This window comes from Sporosarcina sp. Y1009, from assembly GCF_057669865.1.
Genome location: NZ_JBYHFO010000005.1, coordinates 182,388 through 202,792, shown reverse-complemented (window position 1 = coordinate 202,792; position 20,405 = coordinate 182,388). Strand labels below are relative to the sequence as shown.

The window sequence follows — 20,405 nt, the reverse complement described above, 5'->3', positions numbered from 1 at the left end:
GGAATATATGTTTAGTAAACGATCATTTGTATCATGCAGTCTTATTTTTATGCTCCTATTTGAAAGTTTTTTTGGAATTGCACAAATCACATTCGCTGCAGAAAATAGCGGAACGGCTGTCACAAATATGGATCAGTCAATAATCGATCTAGGAACACCAGTCCAAGAGGCACAAACAATTGATGCAGTTTATGGTCAAGAAAATGGTGCAAATGTGGTTTATACAACTGTCACAGGAAGTGCATCTTCGGGTGACTGGGCAAGATTTAATGTTATCGATATCGATAATCAACGCCTAATTAATTCCTATCCACTAGAAGGAGCTTCTAATTCTTGGGCACATGTCATCACACCAGATGGACGTGTGTATATAGGCGCTTCAAATAAAATGTTTGTTTATTCGCCCGAAACTAAAGAAGTTATCGATCTAGGTATACCTATTCATGGAACGAGTTCCATTTGGTCATTGACTTCCGATCCGGATGGCAATGTTTATGGTGGAATTTATTCTGCATCTATAGGCGGTCAAGTTTTTAAAATTGATGCAGATACACTGACGATAACCAATTTATTAGGTGAAGCGGTTGATAATAATGAAGACTATATTCGGTCAATTGCCTATTATGACGGACATGTATATGCGGGGACAGGTTCAACAAATGGTCGTGTATTTAAGATTAATGCAGTAACAAAAGAGGTAGAGCGGATAGAACTACCAGGCTCTCCTGAAGATGCTATTTACCAAGGTAAATATCATCAAATGGGTTTTGTATATGGCATGACAGTAGCCGGTGATTATTTATTTGCATTCTTCAACGGCCCTTCGACAATGCATGTCTATGATTTAAACAAGCAAGAATGGCGAGAAAAAGGCTTAACAAATATTCGTGGACTTATGGCTGTGACAGGGGAACATAATGGAAAAGTATATACGAATAAAAAAGACGGAAATATGTGGGAAATTGATGTGGAAACACTAGAAGAAAGAGTTGCCATGCCATTTGATGGTTCCATTCGAAACAGCAAGTGGATGGATGTTAAAAACCAACCAGATTTCGATGGACCAGTAATGGTAACTATCTCATATGACGGTAAGGTTATCCTTTCAGATCCTGCAACTAATACACGGGTTTCCATGCGCTCCCTTGTCGAGGGGCAAGCAATAAATCTACAAGCTATGGAAACAGGGCCAGATGGAAAGGTTTATATAAGTAGCTATATGGGCACAAAAGGAGCAATCTATGACCCGGAAAATAATGATGCTTTATCATTGTTTAACATCGGTCAGGCAGAAGGATTTGGTAGTGTAGGAGACACAATGTATGCCGGTGTTTACACGGGTGCGGAAATATTTGGTTGGGATACAAATGAATCTATAGATGATAAAAAGCCTCCCCTCTTATTTGATGTAGGTGAAAAACAAGATCGTCCATTTGTTCTAAAGGAAGGCGGAGGGAAATTATTAATTGGAACAATCCCTGACTATGCAGAACATGGTGGCGCACTAACAGTTTATGATCCCAAAGAATCTGAAGAAACAGGTGAACCAGTATTTGATGTGTACCGAAATATTGTAGAAAATCAGAGTGTTGCAGGATTAGCCTATAAAGATGGAATTGTATATGGATCAACAACAATTCATGGCGGTCTAGGTGCAGATCCAATTGCTAGCAAAGCAAAACTGTTTGCCTGGGATATGGAATCAAAAATGAAAATTCATGAATGGGATCTTGAATTAGATGGTTTAAGCAATACAGTACCAATGATTACAGGCTTGACTGTAGGTACTGATGGTTACATCTGGGGAGTAGCAAATGGATTTGTTTTTGCTTTTGATCCAGACACATATGAAGTAGCGAAATCCAAAAATGTCTATCCAGCTGTAACAAATTATGGACGTTGGAGACCAATGAAACAATATTTGGGATTGGACGGTCTCTTATACACGAATGTTGCAGACACATTAACAGTCATTAATCCAGAAACAATGGAAAGTAAAAAATTAGTCGATAATGTAACGATATTTTCATTAACAAATGAGAATGACATTTATTTTTCGCAAGCAACAAGAGTATTTAAAAAACTAGCGGAAAAGCCTGAAAATATAAGTTTAGCTGCACCCAATACTTTAACAGTTCATGAACCAGAAGAAATGCTTGTAGAAGCTGATTTTTATGGGTGGACACTTGATGTAACCGATAAAGTGGACTTTGAAATTTCTGATCCAGCATTAGTTCAAATCGAAAACGGGTCTATCATTCCTAAAAAAGCTGGAGTGGTTACGATAAACATGTCATATATGGGAACAACATTACCAGCCCATACAATTACAATTAAAGACCGTGATCCAGTAAAATCCTATGTAGATATAGAAAATGCTGATTTTGAAAGTGATCTGGTTGATGGCGAAATTCCTGGCTGGTCAGTAAGAATTCAAGATGAACATACATCAATTGGTCTATCCCAAAATCTAGCATTATCTGGCCAGAATAGTATCAGTCTAAAAGATGCTACGACAGCAGGATATGCAACATTACAGTCAGATTTACTTGAAGTTGAACCAGGTAAAACATATACAGCAGGGGTTAATGTCTATTTAGATGACCCACTAAAAAACCCTGGAACAGGTAATGACTATAGCAGTAGTCGAACAATGTATCAGGTTCGCTATTACGATGAAAATCAAAATGAACTTGGTGATTACCAAGGTTTGGGTACCACATTTGAGCACCCAAGAGATGAATGGATACAAGGCGAATTCTCATTTACGCCTCATAATGATGTGCGATATATTCGTGTGCTATTGACAAGTTCGATTGCTTGGGTATCAAACGTTTATTATGATGATGTCTATGTTTATACAGAAACACTACCAAGCATTCTTGATGTTGCCGATCTAGATGATATTGCAGTAGATTATGGAACTAAAAAAGATAACATCAGCTTACCATCAACGGCTAATGTGACACTAAATAATGGCGACATCGTTAACGTGGCTGTCAGTTGGAGTGATGGAAACCCAGCATATGATGGCCTGACGGAAGGAAGTTACACATTTATAGGAACACTCGAGACGAGCTTGAACAATCCAGCAGATGTGAAAGCAACTGTTAATGTAATCGTTAAACCGGAAGAAGTAATAACAGTTCGTAGTGTTGAAAAACTAAGTGATATCACAGTCGTACAAGGCACGAAAGAAGCTGATATCAATCTACCATCTACAATTAAAGTGACATTTAGTAATGGGACTACAATGAATGTAGATGTAAGATGGAATGATAGTGAACCAATATATAACGGAGAAACTATCGGAATCTATACATTTACAGGTAGTTTGGAAACTGACATCGAAAATCCAGATGGTATAACCGCAAGTATTCAAGTGATTGTTGAAGAAGAAGGACAAATTGATCCAGAAATACCTGTAAAAGTATATTTAGATATTGAAAATGCCGATTTTGAGAGTGACTTAGTTGATAGCGAAATTCCTGGTTGGTCAGTAAGGATTGAGGATGAACATACATCGCTCGAACTTACGCAGGAACAAGCATTATCTGGGCAAAATAGTGTCAGCCTAAGGGATGCCACGACTTCAGGATATGCAGTATTGCAGTCAGATTTGCTTGAAGTTGAATCTGGCAAAGAGTATACAGCAGGTGTAAGTGTTTATTTAGGAGAACCATTAAAAAATCCTATCACAGGTAATGATTTTAGTAGTAGTCGAACAATGTATCAAGTTCGTTATTTTGATGCGAATGGAAAAGAACTGAGTGATTATCTCGGACTAGGTACGACGTTTGAGCATCCAAGAGGAGAATGGATACAAGGTGAATTCACCTTTACACCACATGAAAATGTAAGATATATTCGCGTGTTGTTGTCGAGTTCAATTGCTTGGGTATCAAATGCTTACTATGATGATGTTTATGTTTACTCAGAAGAGTTACCGAATATCGTAGAAGTGGAAGAACTCGCAGATGTTTCTGTTGAATATGGAACAGAAAGATCTGACATCGAACTCCCGTCAACAATTAAAGTTAGCCTAAATAATGGGGACACAACAAATGTAGATGTCATTTGGGATGATGGCGAGCCAATGTACGATGGTCTAGTCTCTCGGACATATACATTTACAGGTAGATTGGATACAGATATTAGCAATCTTGATGAATTGATAGCAGTAGTAAATATTACTGTGTTGGAAAAAGAAGTTGAGGAGCCGACGAATCCAACGCTAGCTGATTTGTCAGGACAGTTAGAAGAATATATCAAGTCAGGAGAAGTTAGCGGGCCATTAGTAAATCAGTTAAGAAATAGTCTAAAACAAGCTGAACATCATTTAAATAAAGGCTCAAATCATAAGGCATCGGACTTTGTTGAGAAGTTCTTAAAGCATCTAAACAACAAGCCAATGCAAAAACATATTAATGAGGAAGCAAAAGCCGAATTAGAGAGAAAAGCCGAAAGCCTAATTAACTATTGGATGAACTGATGAACTAGTGTACTAGAAACAACATAAGACATAGTGAGATGCCCCCCTTAGTAATCTAGGGGGGAGATTTCTAAAACATCTACATGTTACTTTATTAAAAAATGCTAATAGACCTATTAAAGGGAGATGTAATAATGAAAAAGATCATTTCACCAGCTTTTCTACTTGGATTGACGCTATTAATGTTCGTTTCTTTATTAACACCTGCAGCGTTTACGAAAACTTCTTTTGCCGAAACGGATCATTCAACTGAATTAGACCTACCATTTGAATATGGGGAACCAATAAACTTAGGCCCAGCAGCTTTAGCAGCAAAAGCACAAGGCGTCGCTATTGGTGACAAGGAAGTTTATTATGCCATCAATGGAGATCCGGCTACTTTCTATGCAGCTGATGCAGTGACTGGAGAAGTCGTATATACAGAATCATTACCAGGCAGCGATGTTGTTTGGGGAATGACAGTTGGTGCCGATGGAAATGTTTATTTTTCAGGAACATTTGACGGGATTTTATATCGATATGTGGTCGACGAAAAAAGATTAGACAAAGTAGGAAAGAACCCCTCTGATAACTGGGTATGGCAATTAAAATCAACAGATGACGGTAAGATCTACGGCGCAACCTATCCGAATGCGAAAGTATTTGAATATGATATTGCGACGGAGGAATTTATCGATTTAGGAACATTTCAAGAAGGACAACTTTATGCTAGAGGAATCGGGGTCACAGATGAAAATCTATATGTAGGAATAGGAACGACTGCTTCCTTACATAAAATGAACAGAGAAACGAGAGAAAAAACGGAAATCGAGCTCCCTATTACTGGAGAACAAACATCAGTCTCTAATATCTGGGAGTATGGCGAGTATTTATTTGTAGCTTATGGCACCTCTTTACTCACAGTGGATATCGCTTCAGGTGAAGTGGTACATGAGATGTACTGGGAAGATCTACACACATTTGATGGATTAATATCTTCCCCATCACCTTATGATGAAAATCTCATTTATTTTAGAGATAAACAGACTGGTGAACTTTGGACTTATCACATGGAAAACAAAAGTATGCAAGCAGTGGAGCCTAAAGTTCAATTACCAGGATCCGCACTTAAAGCAATGGAATGGATAAAAGATGATGAAGGTAATGATGTGCTCGCTATGTTCCATCATCAACTAGAATACGCAAATTATAATCCACAGACAAATGAATTATCGGTCACCTATCCAGAAGCTGAAATGCAGGGACTTGCGATTCAAAGCTTAGAAATGGGACCGGATAATGCTATCTATATGGGTGGCTATCAAGGCTCATTTGGCTTATTCGATACAGCCAAAGATGAATATATTCTACGTGAAAGAGATCCACACCAAGTAGAGGGAATTGGTTTTCTGAATGGAGATGTATTTTTAGGCACATACGGCGGTGCGCGTATTTATAAGTACAACCCGGATCTACCCTATTCCTACAACGGCGGGGTAACAGGAGATAATCCTGAAATGGTTTATGGTATTCCAGATGACCAAAGTAGACCCTTTACATTTACATCTGGCGATAATAAGTTATTCGTTGGAACGATTGCAGATTATGGAAAACTAGGTGGTTCTTTAGCAATCTATGATTCTATAACTGATGAGTGGTCGAGCACTAGAAACGTCATTGAAAATCAAAGTATCATTGGATTAGCCTACCTAGATGGCATTCTTTTCGGAGGATCGACAACTGCTGGTGGCTTGGGAATTAATCCCACGGAAGACAAGGCAAAAATGTTTGCCTATGATACGCGTTCAGATGCGTATGACGTATTCGAATTGGAAGTAGAAGGATTAGTAGCTCCAAAAATGATTGGTGAACTATCTATCGGCCCTGATAACAATCTTTGGGGCATTGCATACGGACTCAGTAGTGAAGGAACAAATAATTCAGTTGTTTTCGCTATGAATCCTGACACAAAAGAAGTGATTAAGAGTACGGAGATTTATGCGGGGGTTGCTGCTGGAAGTTCATGGCGTCCCTTCTATATTCGCTGGGATGACCAAGGTTTACTCTATACAACAGCAGGTAGAAAACTCACTGTCATCGATCCAGAGACAATGGCGAGCAAACAAATCATTCCTCATACAGTTAATCTAATGGACTTGGATAGTGAGGGAAATATTTATTATGCAGATGGAGCTGATTTATATAAACTGCCTGTAATTAAGGCTGAATCACCGGTTATTACGCTTGATTCTTTACAAGCACAAATTGAAAGCTTATATGAAGAAAAACAAATACCGCATAACTTATATAAACAGCTTACCAATCAATTAAAACAAGTTCGTCATCATGAAGAAAGTGGACGCACCGACCAAGCGCAACATCATTTAAACGTCATGAAAAAACATGTTGAAAAGTGGCAACCAGTGAATGAACCAACTGTTAAGCAGTCCTTGTTAGACAACATTACCTTTTTAATAGATCAGTTTTGAAGTAGGTAAACAATCAAGTAATCCAAGTGATACTCGCTATCAATGGATTACTTGATTTACTTATCTAGTAAAAATATGCGAGGAGTGAACTTATGAAACTGAAAAAAATTGCGATAATTATGATGCTAATCATGTTAGCCTTGCCTAGTATGATTCCACAGATACCAAAAGGACAAGCACTAGATAATATAGAATTTGAACCCATAATAATTGAAAATCCGGGGTTTGAAGAAGTAAATGAAGACGGTTCTTTTCCAGGCTGGACCATTAATATTATTGGACCAGATGATGGTCTGTTAACAGAAGCAGTAGCTGAAACGGATAGCCAGTTTGTAAAATCCGGTACACAAAGCATTAAGTTAGAAGATCAGAGCCCCAAAAAAGGGATCGAATTAAAAAGTAATCGCATTCCCATTGAAGGCGGAAACTTTTATCGTTTAACAACGCAAGTATATGCAGCTGAGAAAAGTGTTCGGATATATGTTAAATACTTTACGCATAGTGGCGCGGCAATTCCTGGTGCAGAAGGTAATATTCTAGCCAATACACCAAAAGTATGGAATGAGGAACAATTGGAAGTGTATGCCCCATCAGAGGCAGCATTCGCAGAGATTTGGTTTTATAAATCTCCAGCAGGAGCGGGGACATTAGTCTATATAGATGATGTTGAATTCGCCAAAAAAGTAACGTTAAAGGAAGATGAACTCGACGTCCCTTATGGAGATGAAGTTCAGGATCTAGGAGAAAAGGTGAAAATTGGTTTGTCACAGGCAGCAACATTTGGAACTGGTCCTGACGGTAAGCTATATCATTATATTACAACGCAAGGGAGCCCTAGCGCCTTTACTGTTGTCGATGCCTTAACAGGAGAAGAGATTTTTACAGAACGCGTCACTGGAGCCGGTGATACGATTTGGGGAATCGATCAAGGTTCAGATGGTAATATTTACTTTGCTTCTTCTGGTAAACTTTATCGGTATTTAGTGACTGAAATGGAAATTGAAATGCTTGGGACTAACCCAACAGGTAACACAACTATGTACGATATCAAAGCAAGTAATGACGGGAAAATATACGGAAGTACTTTTCACTCTAGTAACCAAGGGAAAGTTTTTGAATATGATATTGCGGAAAATAAATTCAAAGATTTAGGGATTGCAAAAGAAGGCCAGAATTATGCACGCGGCTTAGGTGTAACAGATGATTATGTCTATATCGGTGTTGGGGAATATGCACATTTAATGCGGTATGATCGCAAAACGGGTGAAATAATCGAAATCGATATACCTACTATAACCGGAACAAAGCGCATGCTTTCAGAGATTGATGTGTATAGCGGCCACTTATTTGTTTATGCAGGAGACCAAGTGCATATTTTGAAGGAAGATACCTATGAATACATTCGCACAATTGAATTCCAAAACAAAATATCGCCGCCGTCGCAAGCTGAGCCAGACATCGTCTACTATAAAGTTGGCGAAGCATTATTCAGCTATAATATTTTGCTAGATGAAGTAGCGAAAGTCGCTAGCATTCAGCAACCCTTGCCAGATACAGCCTTTAAGATACATCAATGGCTAACGCCAACAAGTGGCCAGTTTGCTAACCGAGAAGTACTATTTAGCATGGCTGCATACGGGGAAACCCTTATATTTGATCCAATGGATGGCATGTATTCTACACATGTAGCGGATCTTCCGGTAATTGGAACACAAATCAACACTTTGGAACATAAAGACGGACTGCTTTACATGGGTGGTTTCCAGCGTGGTATGAGCATTTATGATATTGCTGAGGATAAAATCATCCACGATTATCCGTCGTTCCATCAAGCTGAAAGTATTGGTTTCTTTAATGACTCCGTTTACTTTGGTACGTATACGGGCGCAAAAATGTACCGTATGAATTTAGATGAACCAATCGAATACAATCAATTCGGTTGGGGGAATCCAGGCTTAGCCTTACAAATTGAAGACCAAAACCGTCCATATGTCATGACAAGCGGTGATGATAAATTATTTATCGGAACATTCCCGTCTGGAGGTACTTTCGAGGGCTCACTGACGATTATGGAAGAAACGAAAGATGAGATTACAGGAAAAGTTAATGGCGTGACATCAACGTCTTTCCCTAATATTGCTGATAATCGTACCGTGATTGGTTTGGCATACCATGAGGGTAAACTATTTGGAAGCACAACTGTATTTAGTGGTAGCGGTAGTGTAAACCCACCTCCCCTACAAGATGAAGCCATCGTATTTCGCTTTAATCCTGAAACAGAAGAAATTGAACAATCAGTTGTGCCAGAAATAGATGGTGTAGAGGGGCCTGTACGAATTGTTGGTGATTTATCAGTAGGACCTGATGGGCTCATTTGGGGTGTCTTAGATGGTTTTATTGATTCTACAAATGGGTTCGATGCAGCAATATTCGCGATGAATCCCAACACATTGGAAATTGTTAAGAGTAAAGTCATTACCCGGTCACCATATAGTACAAGCAAATATCGTCCATATTATATTCGCTTTAGTGACGATGGGTTAATGTACACAACAATTGGACGAAAATTATTCGCGATCGATCCAGAAACATTACAGTCAAAAGAAATGTTACCTGGAACCACAGTCAATTTAATGACAATGGCAGACAATGGAGATATTTATTATGTAAATGGTTCAAAATTATTTAAACTTCCAAAGGATACACCTGCGGAATTACACATAACTGAAATTGAAAAGTTAAATCCTTTAGAAGTTGAGTTTGGTACAAAAAAAGAAGAAGTGAATTTACCGGAAACGGTCAAAGTAACTTTAAGTGATGATACCACCGTAGATGTATCCGTGACCTGGAATAATGGTCACCCAGCATATGATGGGAACAAATCAGGCGTTTATGTCTTCAATGGCGCATTAGAGCTATCGCCGAGCATTCTTAATCCGGATGGGTTGGAAACGGTGGTAAATGTTGTCGTACTCGAGGCACCAGAACAATCAGCAGAGTTACTTTTAGCTGAATTGGCCGAGCAGTTAGCGGCTTATATTGATACCAATGAGGTAAGAGGGCCATTGGTTAACCAACTACAAAACAGCCTAAAACAAGCTGAACATCATTTAAATAAAGGATCAACTGGAAAAGCAGCAGAGTTTATAGAGAAGTTCTTAAAACATATAAACAATAAGCCCATGCAAAAACATATTACGGAAGATGCAAAAGTAGATTTAGTTAATAAGGCCGAAAATTTTATTAACTAGTCGGAGAAGTAAATATTAATACGTTGTTATTAACGGACGCGCCTACAAAGACTCATAGGTAGCGTCTTTTAATACTATTAAAATCCTATAGGCAAAAATTCAAAATACCATAAAGTCACTTCAGGCTACTCTCCAGGAAAACTTGAATAGATATTTATAAGGATTGGCGGTATAATAAATGATTGGTTGAACTACAATCTGGAAACACCACTTTTTTCATATATAAATAAATTCATGGTTTATCAGGAGGTACAATGGGAGAATTAGACTTTATATTAATCATCAAAATGATTATTATCGGACTCGTACAGGGCTTTACAGAACCAATCCCCGTGTCATCAAGCGGCCACGTAATGATTGCAAGTGAAATCTTGGGGCTTGGTGATCAAGGATTTACTTTTGCTATACTAACGAATACAGCTTCATTATTTGCGATTCTTTTTATCTATAGAAAAGATATTGCAAGACTAGCAGGAAATTCAATTCTTTATGTGAAGACGAAAGAAAATCGTTATAAGAGTGACTTTCGTTTTGTTTTCTTTATTGGTGTTGGTACCATTCCAGCAGGTGTTCTTGGGGTACTATTAAGTGACTATATCGCAGAAAATGTTAGCATGACAATGATTGCGTTGATGCTCTTTGTAACAGGGATTGCCTTGTGGTTCATTCGCAATTTGAAAGGACATAAAGACGAAAGTGATCTTACAATTAAGGATGCTTTCATAGTCGGTTTAGGTCAGGCTGTCGCATTAACCCCGGGGATTAGTCGTTCAGGTGCAACAATTATTACAGCAGTTGCTGTTGGTCTGAAACCAGATACAGCACTTCGGTTCTCATTTATGTTGTATATTCCCGTGAGCCTCGGCGGCGTAATACTCGGTTCTACTGATTTTCTAAATGAACCGAATAAGGCTGAATTAGTCATTCCATATTTAGCTACATTTATCGCAACACTTATTATGACCTATTTTGCGATGAAGTGGTTTATGGACATCATGAAAAAAGGGAAACTCATTTATTTTACTTATTATTGTTTTATCGCAGGAACATTACTTCTAATTTTCTTCTAAAAGATAGGATTAGTTTAATAACAACGACAAAAATGCTGAATATTTATTCAGCATTTTTTATTATTTATAAATATTATTCGGCCAAAAGCGCCCTACTCTCGTTTATCGAGTTGAACCCGAAAATTCAATCTGTTTACTGTTTAACTTCTTTAGCCATTCGCTATCATTCCAAATATTAGGGTTGTCAATCGTTAGATTTTCTCCATGCTTTATCATCATCAAATACGATATCCACACTGACAATAAGAAGAGCAGTCAAAATTTCTGCTAAAGTGGATAAGGTGACTGTAGTCATTAAGTCATTAACGATATGGATAACAATCCAAGTTAAACCTAACTTAATAACTATAATCCAAAGGAATTTCTCCTTTTTGTGCAAATTTGTCTTCACAACAAAATACAAGATAACTTTTTCGATAACCTCAAAAACAAGTCCTATCAAAAAACAATAAAGCACAAACAGAAACAAGGATCCCAACGAGTCATAGGTCACGCCGATTAAGGAGAAAAAGCCTGCAAGACTGAAAAAAATACCTCCAAAAAAAACCGCCACTGAACCGACTATCAACAAAGTCATTGCTAATACAACAATGACTTTCTCCCAAACTTTCAAAGCAACCACCTCTTTATTTTTCTTTTTAGCTGTATCGAATAGAGGTCATTTGCTTAAATTTCATGGAAGATAAGCACCGTATATCTTTTCTTCAATAGCCATTGCACAGTTCTATTACAAATCTCTCAATTTATCTACTAATAATCTCTTATTTATCTACGTTCGTTGAACGAATAAGTTTCATATCGACAAACTATCCTAATTTCAGCATAATACCATAACTATACTGCTCCATAGCCTTGACCGATTGTTGGAAATGGAACAACAATTAATAAAAGAAAAAGGGACACAGATTAGTCGTGTGAAAAAGACCTGTTCCCTTTAAATAATTTTATTTTGTTGGTTCTATTACAAACCGCATTCCTTCCTTAGAAACTTTAGAAGTAAAGGTGAATCTGTCTAAATTAAACTGTTCATCGAGTTGCTGAACTTTTTCACCCGGATACAATCCAGTTAAATCCACAAATTCGTCAATACTTACTGGCAATTGTAAAACATCATGTAGAATTTCTAAGAAATAATATAAAGTGTGCGAGTCATAATCTACGCCTTCTCCAAAGAGGGCAATATTTGTGAGTTCGTTTTCTATAGGATCATTTTTGCTAGTCATTTCTATATTGCTCCACGGTTTCCCGTCATTTTTTTCATGATAAAAGTGGTAGTTGACGGTGCTTCCATCAGCGGATTCCTCCAGGTTGCCAATTTTGACACTGACTTCATGCTTGTCATGATTAAAAAGAGTTTTTAACTCTTCTTTACTTAGACCCATTGTAGGGATTTTTTCAACTTTTGTTTCATCTTCTTTATCTTTATCCGTCTCTTCTTCTGTATCTTTATCTTTATCTTTATCTTTATCTTCGTCTTTGTCTTGGTCTTCTATTTCACCCTCATCCAACGGCGGCGTTTTTAATGTGTCCAAGAATTCTTCTGCCATCCCCAAAAAACTTTCTGTTTCTGCACTTGTACTTACATAATGAATTTCACTATCCATGTCTTTAATTGTCAGCCCGTCTTTTGAAGTCCAAATTTTAAATCGATAAAGTTGCTCCCCGGAATATACGCCAAGATCATATAGAGCCATCCCTTCTGGCAAAGTGTCAGTTTCACTCATCGTCTCCAATACCTTCTTCACCTTGTCATGCCATACAGGATTATCTTTAATTTCAACCATACCCAAAGGATCCACCGGTTCTGGATTAAACTCACGATTACTAACAGAATGCATTATAAAACTTTTATCCACCGAACCCACTGAAAAACCTGGTGAATAGGGACTGACTTCTTTCTCCATATTCATCATTATAAATAGGAGTACGGCAACGGCAAGAACCCCCGTAAAAATTGATGGGATGACAAAGCGACGTTTACGAGAACGACTCCCTTGCAGTTTTCGAAGCGTTTTTTCCTTTGCACCAGTTGGGCGTTCTACCTTCTTTAGACGACTAAATAAATTATCAAGTTCCTGCACTATACTCACCTTCCTTCTCTAGCATCTTTTCTTTCAGCGCATTAAATGCTCGCTGTGACATCCCCTTCACTTTCGCTTCCGTCCAGCCCAAAATAAACGCAGTTTCTTTAATCGAACTTTCATCAATTCTCCGAAGAAAAATAACGTCTTGATAACTTTGTTTTAAGGATTTTATTGCCCGATACAATTTTTCTATTTCATCTTGTTCTACTGATACCTGTTCAGGATCTTTAAGTCGCTCATCCACATAATCCTCTTTGCCAAATGCAAAAAATTGCACAATCTTTCTCCGCCTGAAATAATCATAAGTCAGGTTTCGAGCAATTTTCATCAGCCACGTCGCATGACCTGATTCGTTTCGAAACGTATGAATACTTCGATACGCTTTTAAAAACGTATCATGCGTTAAGTCTTCAGCTTTTTGTTTATGCCCAATGAGCATATAAATATATCTGTAAACCCGGTCACTTTCTAGCCGATAAAGGTCATCAAATTCATAATCCGTCATTATACTGTTCCTCCCCCCTCACCCTAATAGACGATTCGGTTTATAAAAAGTACTATAATTCTTTTTCCTTTTGGAATAATTAAATAAATAAAAAGCGGAACATTCTACATGGATTGATAACCGGCGTGAATATAGATGGTAAGAACGTAGTTAAAAGATCGAAAATAAGCTATGAACAACAAAAGCCTGCTTCTCCTCCAAAAATAGGCAAGAAACAGGCTTTATCATTGTAATGATGTTTTCAAAGATTGCTGATGTTTATTCTAGATTACTCTGGTAAGTTCAGCTGCCAAGAGATGCCGAACTGGTCATTCAACCATCCGAATTTCTTGCTGAATCCATAGTTATCTATAGGCATAAGTGCTGTGCCATTTTGCATCATTTTTTCATAAAGGCTGTCAATTTCCTCTTCCGTCTCACACGTTAGAAAGATAGAAAAAGACGGGGTAAATGTAAACGCATGGTCAGCATGGCTGTCGATACACATGAACTCCTGCCCCTTTAGTGAGAATACAGCTTGTATAACTGTACCTTCTGGACCAGGTCCCTCAGCCCCGTATCGAGTAATGCTTTTAATTTCCGAATCCTCGATGAGTGAGATGTAGTAATTCATTGCTTCTTCTGCAACGCCGCCTTGAAACATTAAAAATGGGGTTACGTTCTTCATAGTTATCTTCCCTTTCTTTAGAAAAACTTTATTGTTGTTTGATTTTTAGCCTTTGTAGCTCACTTCGCCAGTTTCCAGTAATTCCTTAAGTCCCATGAACATCAAGTTCCAACCATGTTCAGTACCATCATGCGTTTCGCCAAGCGCTTTTTCAATATCAGAATCTGTCCAATTCTCTTCCTCAGCAACATGGATTAATTGCGTAAACGTCATCTCACAGCGTTGCCCGAGTTCTTTTAACTCAACTGTAATCGTATCTGCTAATTCGCTGAACTGTGGCATCTTAAAAGTGAATACAATTTTTTTCGGAGGATCAATTTCAAGGTACTCTCCAACCGCACGGTAATCTTTTCCTCCACGATGGTCAACAATTTCCCAAGTACCGCCTACTTCAGGATTATTTTTCGTTACCTTATTCGTCCCTTCCAATGTGAAAAACCATTTTCTCATCATTTCTGGGTTCAACCATGCGTCAAAAACTCTTTCGCGTTTTACATCAAATTCTCTTTTCATCGTTAATGTTGTCGTTGAAATGTTGTTCATAAAATCCCTCTTCCAATGATTTAGTGTTCTTTCTTCTTCGCTTTCAATAACTCACTTTCCAACAGGTCAAAACGGTTACTCCAAAAACTCTCATAAAAACGGAGCCATTTAGTAGCTTGAGACAGTGACTCCGTATTTAAACTACATATATGCGTTCTTCCTGTTACACTCCTCTCTACTAATTTTGCGCGTTCAAGGACCTTTATATGTTTGGAAATAGCGGCTAATGACATATCAAAAGGCGCTGCTAACTCTGAAACGGTTCTTTCTCTTTGAGCCATCATATGAATGATTTCTCTTCTCGTTGGATCAGCCAAGGCATGAAATATTTCATTTAAGTTATCTTGATTATGGTTAAGCATATAATTAATATAGCAGTTTTATTATCATCATTCAACCATTTGGTTAAATGATTTAAACATAAATACCTTATCTATATTATTTACCCTTTTACTAAATACATTTCCTTCACAATCTGGCCTGTTTTATTAAAAATCAATCAATTTTTAACAAGCACCTCACATTTACTAGCTGATCTATTTGAAAAGAAAAGCATATATTAAATTATAAACGTTATATTTTTGTACTAATTATTTTATTTTTGAATAAGGATAGTATTCAAAAATCCAGATTGCGGAACAAGTAGAAGGAAGTGAGAGGAGGTGATTAAAATCAAACGTAAAATTCTGTATGGGCTCGGCGTGGGAGTCATCCTATCCGTAATCGGGCTAGTTATTGGATTGTTCGTTGGTATGAATATAGGTGGCAATCATTTTGCTGATTTTGAATTTATGGGTGGGCGTGGTTATGAGGCTGCCGGATACTTAGGGGCTACAATAGGTGCTGCAGTTGGTATGTTGCTTGGGGTTTTGTTGGGTATTAAACTTTCAGGTGAAAAAGAAAAAAGGAAAGTTTCATAAAGGTGCGATTATTGAACATCGAAAGCCTAATTCCTCGCCAAAATAGGCAAGAAACAAGCTTTATTATCATGCGCTATTTAAAATCTCCAATTAGTAAATACGGTGGCAACAGGTGGTAAGTTCTGTGGCAATGACTGGTGAAAAAGGTACCAAAACAGTTTTGTCTTATTCATCCAGGGTGAATTATACTTTGTGATTGTACTTCACTTGTTTAAAACAACTACTAATATAGTCCAGTACCAGCTAATTGTAGCAATGTATGTACTATGTATTTTTTACCAAGCTCATAATCATTAAAGTTTTTTTCATGGTGGATAGAGCCCCTCTCTCTAAAAAAGGTGTACCATTTACCTTCTTCCTCAAAAAAGTGGAAGCCTTCAGCCATAGAACCTCTACTCGTTGAATCACTCGGTGGGAGACCATTGATTGTGGTATATTCATATACTTCTTCTTCACTAACCGTAAAAACTTTTGAGTAACTATGATATCTCATATTTTCAACACCAAGAGTTTCACAAGCAAAATCTAATGGATTTCCATAAAGCAGTATCTTTATCTGTGTTTCTTTGTCAACCAAAAATATCAACTCCTTATAGGACTTTTATGCACTAGCCTACTACCGTAATTTAATAACTCATAGTATTAATTTTAGCATAATATTATAAAAACCTATACACTTTTTTGAACAATAAAGAGCTACCATTGCCATATTAAGGTATCGCCCGTTTACGGAACTAAAGTCTATTAATTTTAAGTCCGATGTTTTTTTAGCTTCTGCTGTAAGTATTCTTCTGATTTTCCTTTAGGGATACTAAGAGTTTCCCAGTTCTCGCCTTTTAATTGCTTGGCAATATAAACAATCTGACCAATATGGTAAGCGTAATGAGCCATTTGTCTTTCGATTGCTTCTAGCGCAGTATGTTTCTCGCCCCGAATGGTTATATTTTTCAACAAATCTTGGTTTTCTAATCCATTCAATGTAGTCAAAAGATAGTTCCATCCTTCTTCCCAACTAGTTATCATTTCCTGTTTCGAGGAAATGTCATCTTCAAATTCACGATCACGATTTCTGGAGGATTTCTCCCCATCTGATGTTAAAAAGTCGGACCATCTCGATATCATATTTCCACTTAAGTGTTTTGTAATAATTGCAATGCTATTTGAAGCCTCGTTTAATCTCCAGTGTATGTCCTCTTCTGATAATTGACTTATTGTTTTATCACCAAGATTTTTTAGGCTTTCAAACCTTTCTTGTACAATCTTCAAGTATTCATTTCCAAGATTCATAAATTTACCCACCCTTTGTTTTAAACCATTCTCTCTTCCAACTTTTTTCTATCAACGGAACAAAATAGCTGCATAGACACTTCCAAAGCTCGCAGTAAACTTAATGTCAATTACTTCAATGTCAGGATGAGATGTCGTTAACCTTATGATCTAAACCACTGCTTGACATGGCCGAAAATGAAATAAACTTCAAATTTATCACCTACTCTTTCATATTAATTAGCCAACGACAACTAAAAATAATGAATTATTAACTGATATATCGCCAAAGAGAACCCCAGAATACTTGCTTTTACTTTAGCAGGATGGGGCTTTTTGTTTTTATTTCCATACATATAAATGGCTAGAAATATATAGCCTACTGGAAGCCATACTTCAAAATAGCCAGTCTTTGTACTTTCGTTATAAACTGGAGCAATATAAGTGCTGATTAGGAAGTAAAAGAAAATCGTGAAGCGTCGTGTTTCTACCTGCTTGCTCCACTTAACTAGCAAGTAAATGATGATAATTGCCATAATCGTCATGTGTAAAGGGGGTAAAAAAATAGACATACCGTCTCCAATTTTGAACTCCATCTTTTAAGCATCCCTCTCGATCTACCACCTACTTATTGTATGGTGAGGTATTTATTTAAAGAATAGCCTACATAGTAAGCAGCAAACATTAATAAAAAAGCGGTTATGCTTGCTAACCCAAGGCCGTTATCCCATGACAATAAGAACGAAAATATTCCATCTACAAAGGCAGAAATATTCATCAAGGGTAAATAATAGAACTGAGCAGCTAAAAATACATTTGACCATAATTGCCCCGATATTATTTGATACATTATCAATAAGAGCGCTAACAAGGCAGGTAAATGTGCAATCATGGTCGACTTTAATAATGTTTTTTCAAACTTAAAACCAATGAACCCAACGATTACCCAAAAAGCTAGAAATACAAATCCGATTAGTTTAAAAGGTAAAACTCTATCTGGATTATCCAGAATCCATGAATTCATGATGAAACCTAACACTAATGGGATAAGTCCTAATATAATCAAAGTCAGCTTTTTAATGATAATCCCCCCAATATCTTAGTATCAATCTACGCTTCTACATTCTTATGGCCGAACTCACCCTTTAATTACATGAACCATACTTTGATTTACACCGAGCTATATAACAAGACCAATTATTTCAGAGTTCCCTAAACCCTCCTTCGACATCAACGTCTTCGAAACCTTTACACATTTTTATTTTGCATAAAAAAGGAATCCGACCAAATATTAATTTGGTTGGATTCCTCAATCAAATGCTGATCTTTTCTATTTTTTGCTACATCAACTACTACTTCTTTGTTGTTCCAGCCTGTTTTACTTATTCACCCGTTTTAGCGAAGTGTTCAATCCTTGCACCGATTTCATCACGTACACGCTGGAAGAATGCCCATTTCTCTTCATCTGTTCCTTCTGCTTTTGCAGGGTCATCAAATCCCCAATGATCACGTTTTACATGTGGGGGGGTCATCGGACACTTGTCATCAGCATCCGCGCAAAGCGTGACAACAAAATCTGCATTATTTAAGATTTGCGGATCAATAATATCCGAAGTTTGATTCGAAATGTCGACGCCGGCCTCATTCATCGCTTTAACAGCACTTGGATTTACGCCGTGTGCTTCTATACCAGCACTTAGAACTTGCCATTCTTCACCAAGATACTTTTTGCCCCATCCTTCAGCCATTTGGCTACGGCATGAGTTACCTGTACATAAGAAATAGAGTGTTTTTTTCGACATAATTAAAATCTCCTTTTTTTGTGTTTTATTGTATGAATGACAGCCATAAATACAGGCCGATTAGTGTAATCAATAGTGTAGGAATTGTTAATATAATACCGATTTTGAAATAACTACCCCAAGATATTTTCACACCTTTTTGGGACAAAACATGTAACCATAATAAAGTGGCCAAGGAACCGATTGGCGTGATTTTCGGACCTAAATCCGACCCAATTACATTCGCATAAATCAAAGCTTCACGAATCGGTCCAGATGTAGTCGTTTCCGATATAGCTAAAGCGTTAATCATCACAGTAGGCATATTATTCATAATGGACGATAATATCGCCGCAATAAAGCCCATCGAAATCGTTGCGACAAAGAGTCCTTGATTGGCCGCCATTTGAATAACATCTGCCAAGACACTTGTCAGACCAGCATTTCTTAACCCATAAACGACTACGTACATGCCGACAGAGAAGAAAACAATATTCCAAGGTGCCCCTTTAATAACTTGCTTCGTGTGAACAGCAGGACTTCTTTGTGCCATAAGCATAAAGAAGATAGCTGTAATCCCAGCAATAATCGAGACAGGCAATCCTGTAACGCCACTCGAGAAATAACCTACGAGTAATACGCCTAAAATTACCCAAGCAAGTCGAAACAACTTTAAATCTTTGATGGCATCCTTCGGTTCTTTTAAATCTGACACTTCATAGTTTTTAGGGATACTTTTACGAAAGAATAACAACAACACTAAAATACTCGCAACTAATGCAAATAAATTTGGGACAATCATTCGGGATGCATATTCAACAAATCCGATACCGAAAAAGTCTGCTGAAACAATATTGACTAAGTTACTTACGACTAATGGTAGCGAAGTCGTATCTGCGATAAACCCACTGGCTATAATAAACGGGAAAATCATTTTTTCATTGAAATTTAAATTTCGAACCATCGCTAAAACAATTGGCGTTAGGATCAAGGCAGCCCCATCGTTTGCGAATAACGCAGCAACGACTGCACCTAAAAGACTGACATAAACGAACATCCGAATCCCGCTGCCTTTAGCCAATCTGGCCATATGAAGGGCAGACCATTCGAAAAATCCAATTTCGTCTAGGATTAATGAGATAATAATGATCGCAACAAAAGCCAGCGTAGCATTCCATACAATTCCTGTCACATCGATAACGTCTTGAAAATTAACTACGCCCACTAACAAAGCGACCACCGCACCAATACATGCAGTCCATCCAATCGATAAATTTCTAGGTTGCCAAATAACAAAAATAAGTGTAATGATGAAAATCAATGATGCGGTTATAGCTGAAACCAACGTACTTTCTCCT

The 20,405-nt window shown here is 37.5% G+C and carries 17 protein-coding genes; 5 read left to right on the top strand and 12 right to left on the bottom strand.

Annotated features, from left to right (window positions below):
* Positions 1–7: 7 nt before the first annotated feature.
* The 4 genes from AC25Y1_RS08550 (at position 8) to AC25Y1_RS08535 (ending at position 11,281) form a co-directional block, all read left to right on the top strand.
* The gene (locus AC25Y1_RS08550; RefSeq protein WP_488147549.1) at positions 8–4,492 is read left to right on the top strand and encodes an Ig-like domain-containing protein; all 4,485 of its coding nucleotides are present in this window, start codon (positions 8–10) and stop codon (positions 4,490–4,492) included.
* 134 nt (positions 4,493–4,626) lie between these two features.
* Positions 4,627–6,960 (top strand): FIMAH domain-containing protein, encoded by a 2,334-nt coding sequence (locus tag AC25Y1_RS08545; protein ID WP_488147548.1) that lies wholly within the window; start codon positions 4,627–4,629, stop codon positions 6,958–6,960.
* Between the two features lie 92 nt (positions 6,961–7,052).
* A complete protein-coding gene (locus tag AC25Y1_RS08540) occupies positions 7,053–10,211 on the top strand; it encodes an FIMAH domain-containing protein (RefSeq protein ID WP_488147547.1) in 3,159 nt (1,052 codons plus the stop codon).
* A gap of 254 nt (positions 10,212–10,465) precedes the next feature.
* Entirely contained in the window at positions 10,466–11,281 is an 816-nt protein-coding gene (locus tag AC25Y1_RS08535) for an undecaprenyl-diphosphate phosphatase (protein ID WP_488147546.1), read from the top strand.
* A 184-nt stretch (positions 11,282–11,465) separates the two neighbouring features.
* Here the strand turns inward: AC25Y1_RS08535 and AC25Y1_RS08530 are convergent, their stop codons facing one another.
* From AC25Y1_RS08530 to AC25Y1_RS08505, 6 genes are all read right to left on the bottom strand, one after another.
* Positions 11,466–11,894, bottom strand: a complete 429-nt coding sequence (locus tag AC25Y1_RS08530) for a YrvL family regulatory protein (RefSeq protein WP_488147545.1) — start codon at positions 11,892–11,894, stop codon at positions 11,466–11,468.
* Positions 11,895–12,225: 331 nt separating this feature from the next.
* Positions 12,226–13,362 carry a hypothetical protein gene (locus tag AC25Y1_RS08525; RefSeq protein WP_488147544.1) on the bottom strand — a complete coding sequence of 379 codons (1,137 nt, stop codon included), beginning with the start codon at positions 13,360–13,362 and terminating at the stop codon, positions 12,226–12,228.
* On the bottom strand, positions 13,349–13,870 hold the full coding sequence (locus tag AC25Y1_RS08520; RefSeq protein ID WP_488147543.1) for an RNA polymerase sigma factor: 522 nt from the start codon (positions 13,868–13,870) through the stop codon (positions 13,349–13,351). Before AC25Y1_RS08520 ends, AC25Y1_RS08525 begins: the two co-directional genes overlap by 14 nt.
* A gap of 268 nt (positions 13,871–14,138) precedes the next feature.
* Positions 14,139–14,537, bottom strand: a complete 399-nt coding sequence (locus AC25Y1_RS08515; RefSeq protein ID WP_488147542.1) for a VOC family protein — start codon at positions 14,535–14,537, stop codon at positions 14,139–14,141.
* Between the two features lie 45 nt (positions 14,538–14,582).
* Complete coding sequence (locus AC25Y1_RS08510; RefSeq protein ID WP_488147541.1) at positions 14,583–15,080, bottom strand: SRPBCC family protein; 498 nt, start codon at positions 15,078–15,080, stop codon at positions 14,583–14,585.
* A gap of 20 nt (positions 15,081–15,100) precedes the next feature.
* Positions 15,101–15,442, bottom strand: coding sequence for an ArsR/SmtB family transcription factor (locus AC25Y1_RS08505; RefSeq protein WP_488147540.1), 342 nt, complete (start codon positions 15,440–15,442; stop codon positions 15,101–15,103).
* Positions 15,443–15,742: 300 nt separating this feature from the next.
* Between AC25Y1_RS08505 and AC25Y1_RS08500 the strand changes: the two genes are divergently transcribed.
* Positions 15,743–16,000, top strand: coding sequence for a hypothetical protein (locus AC25Y1_RS08500; protein WP_488147539.1), 258 nt, complete (start codon positions 15,743–15,745; stop codon positions 15,998–16,000).
* A 223-nt stretch (positions 16,001–16,223) separates the two neighbouring features.
* Here AC25Y1_RS08500 and AC25Y1_RS08495 read toward each other — a convergent pair whose 3' ends face one another.
* The 6 genes from AC25Y1_RS08495 to AC25Y1_RS08470 all read right to left on the bottom strand — a co-directional run bounded on the left by AC25Y1_RS08495 (position 16,224) and on the right by AC25Y1_RS08470 (position 20,392).
* Positions 16,224–16,577 (bottom strand): hypothetical protein, encoded by a 354-nt coding sequence (locus AC25Y1_RS08495; RefSeq protein WP_488147538.1) that lies wholly within the window; start codon positions 16,575–16,577, stop codon positions 16,224–16,226.
* A gap of 173 nt (positions 16,578–16,750) precedes the next feature.
* Positions 16,751–17,287 (bottom strand): DUF1572 domain-containing protein, encoded by a 537-nt coding sequence (locus tag AC25Y1_RS08490; protein ID WP_488147537.1) that lies wholly within the window; start codon positions 17,285–17,287, stop codon positions 16,751–16,753.
* A gap of 233 nt (positions 17,288–17,520) precedes the next feature.
* Positions 17,521–17,862: a hypothetical protein gene (locus tag AC25Y1_RS08485; RefSeq protein WP_488147536.1), complete on the bottom strand. Its 342-nt coding sequence runs from the start codon at positions 17,860–17,862 to the stop codon at positions 17,521–17,523.
* A gap of 32 nt (positions 17,863–17,894) precedes the next feature.
* Positions 17,895–18,290, bottom strand: coding sequence for a hypothetical protein (locus AC25Y1_RS08480; protein ID WP_488147535.1), 396 nt, complete (start codon positions 18,288–18,290; stop codon positions 17,895–17,897).
* Between the two features lie 358 nt (positions 18,291–18,648).
* Positions 18,649–19,068 carry an arsenate reductase (thioredoxin) gene (arsC, locus tag AC25Y1_RS08475; protein ID WP_488147534.1) on the bottom strand — a complete coding sequence of 140 codons (420 nt, stop codon included), beginning with the start codon at positions 19,066–19,068 and terminating at the stop codon, positions 18,649–18,651.
* Positions 19,069–19,093: 25 nt separating this feature from the next.
* Positions 19,094–20,392 carry an arsenic transporter gene (locus AC25Y1_RS08470; RefSeq protein WP_488147533.1) on the bottom strand — a complete coding sequence of 433 codons (1,299 nt, stop codon included), beginning with the start codon at positions 20,390–20,392 and terminating at the stop codon, positions 19,094–19,096.
* Between the last annotated feature and the right edge of the window lie 13 nt (positions 20,393–20,405).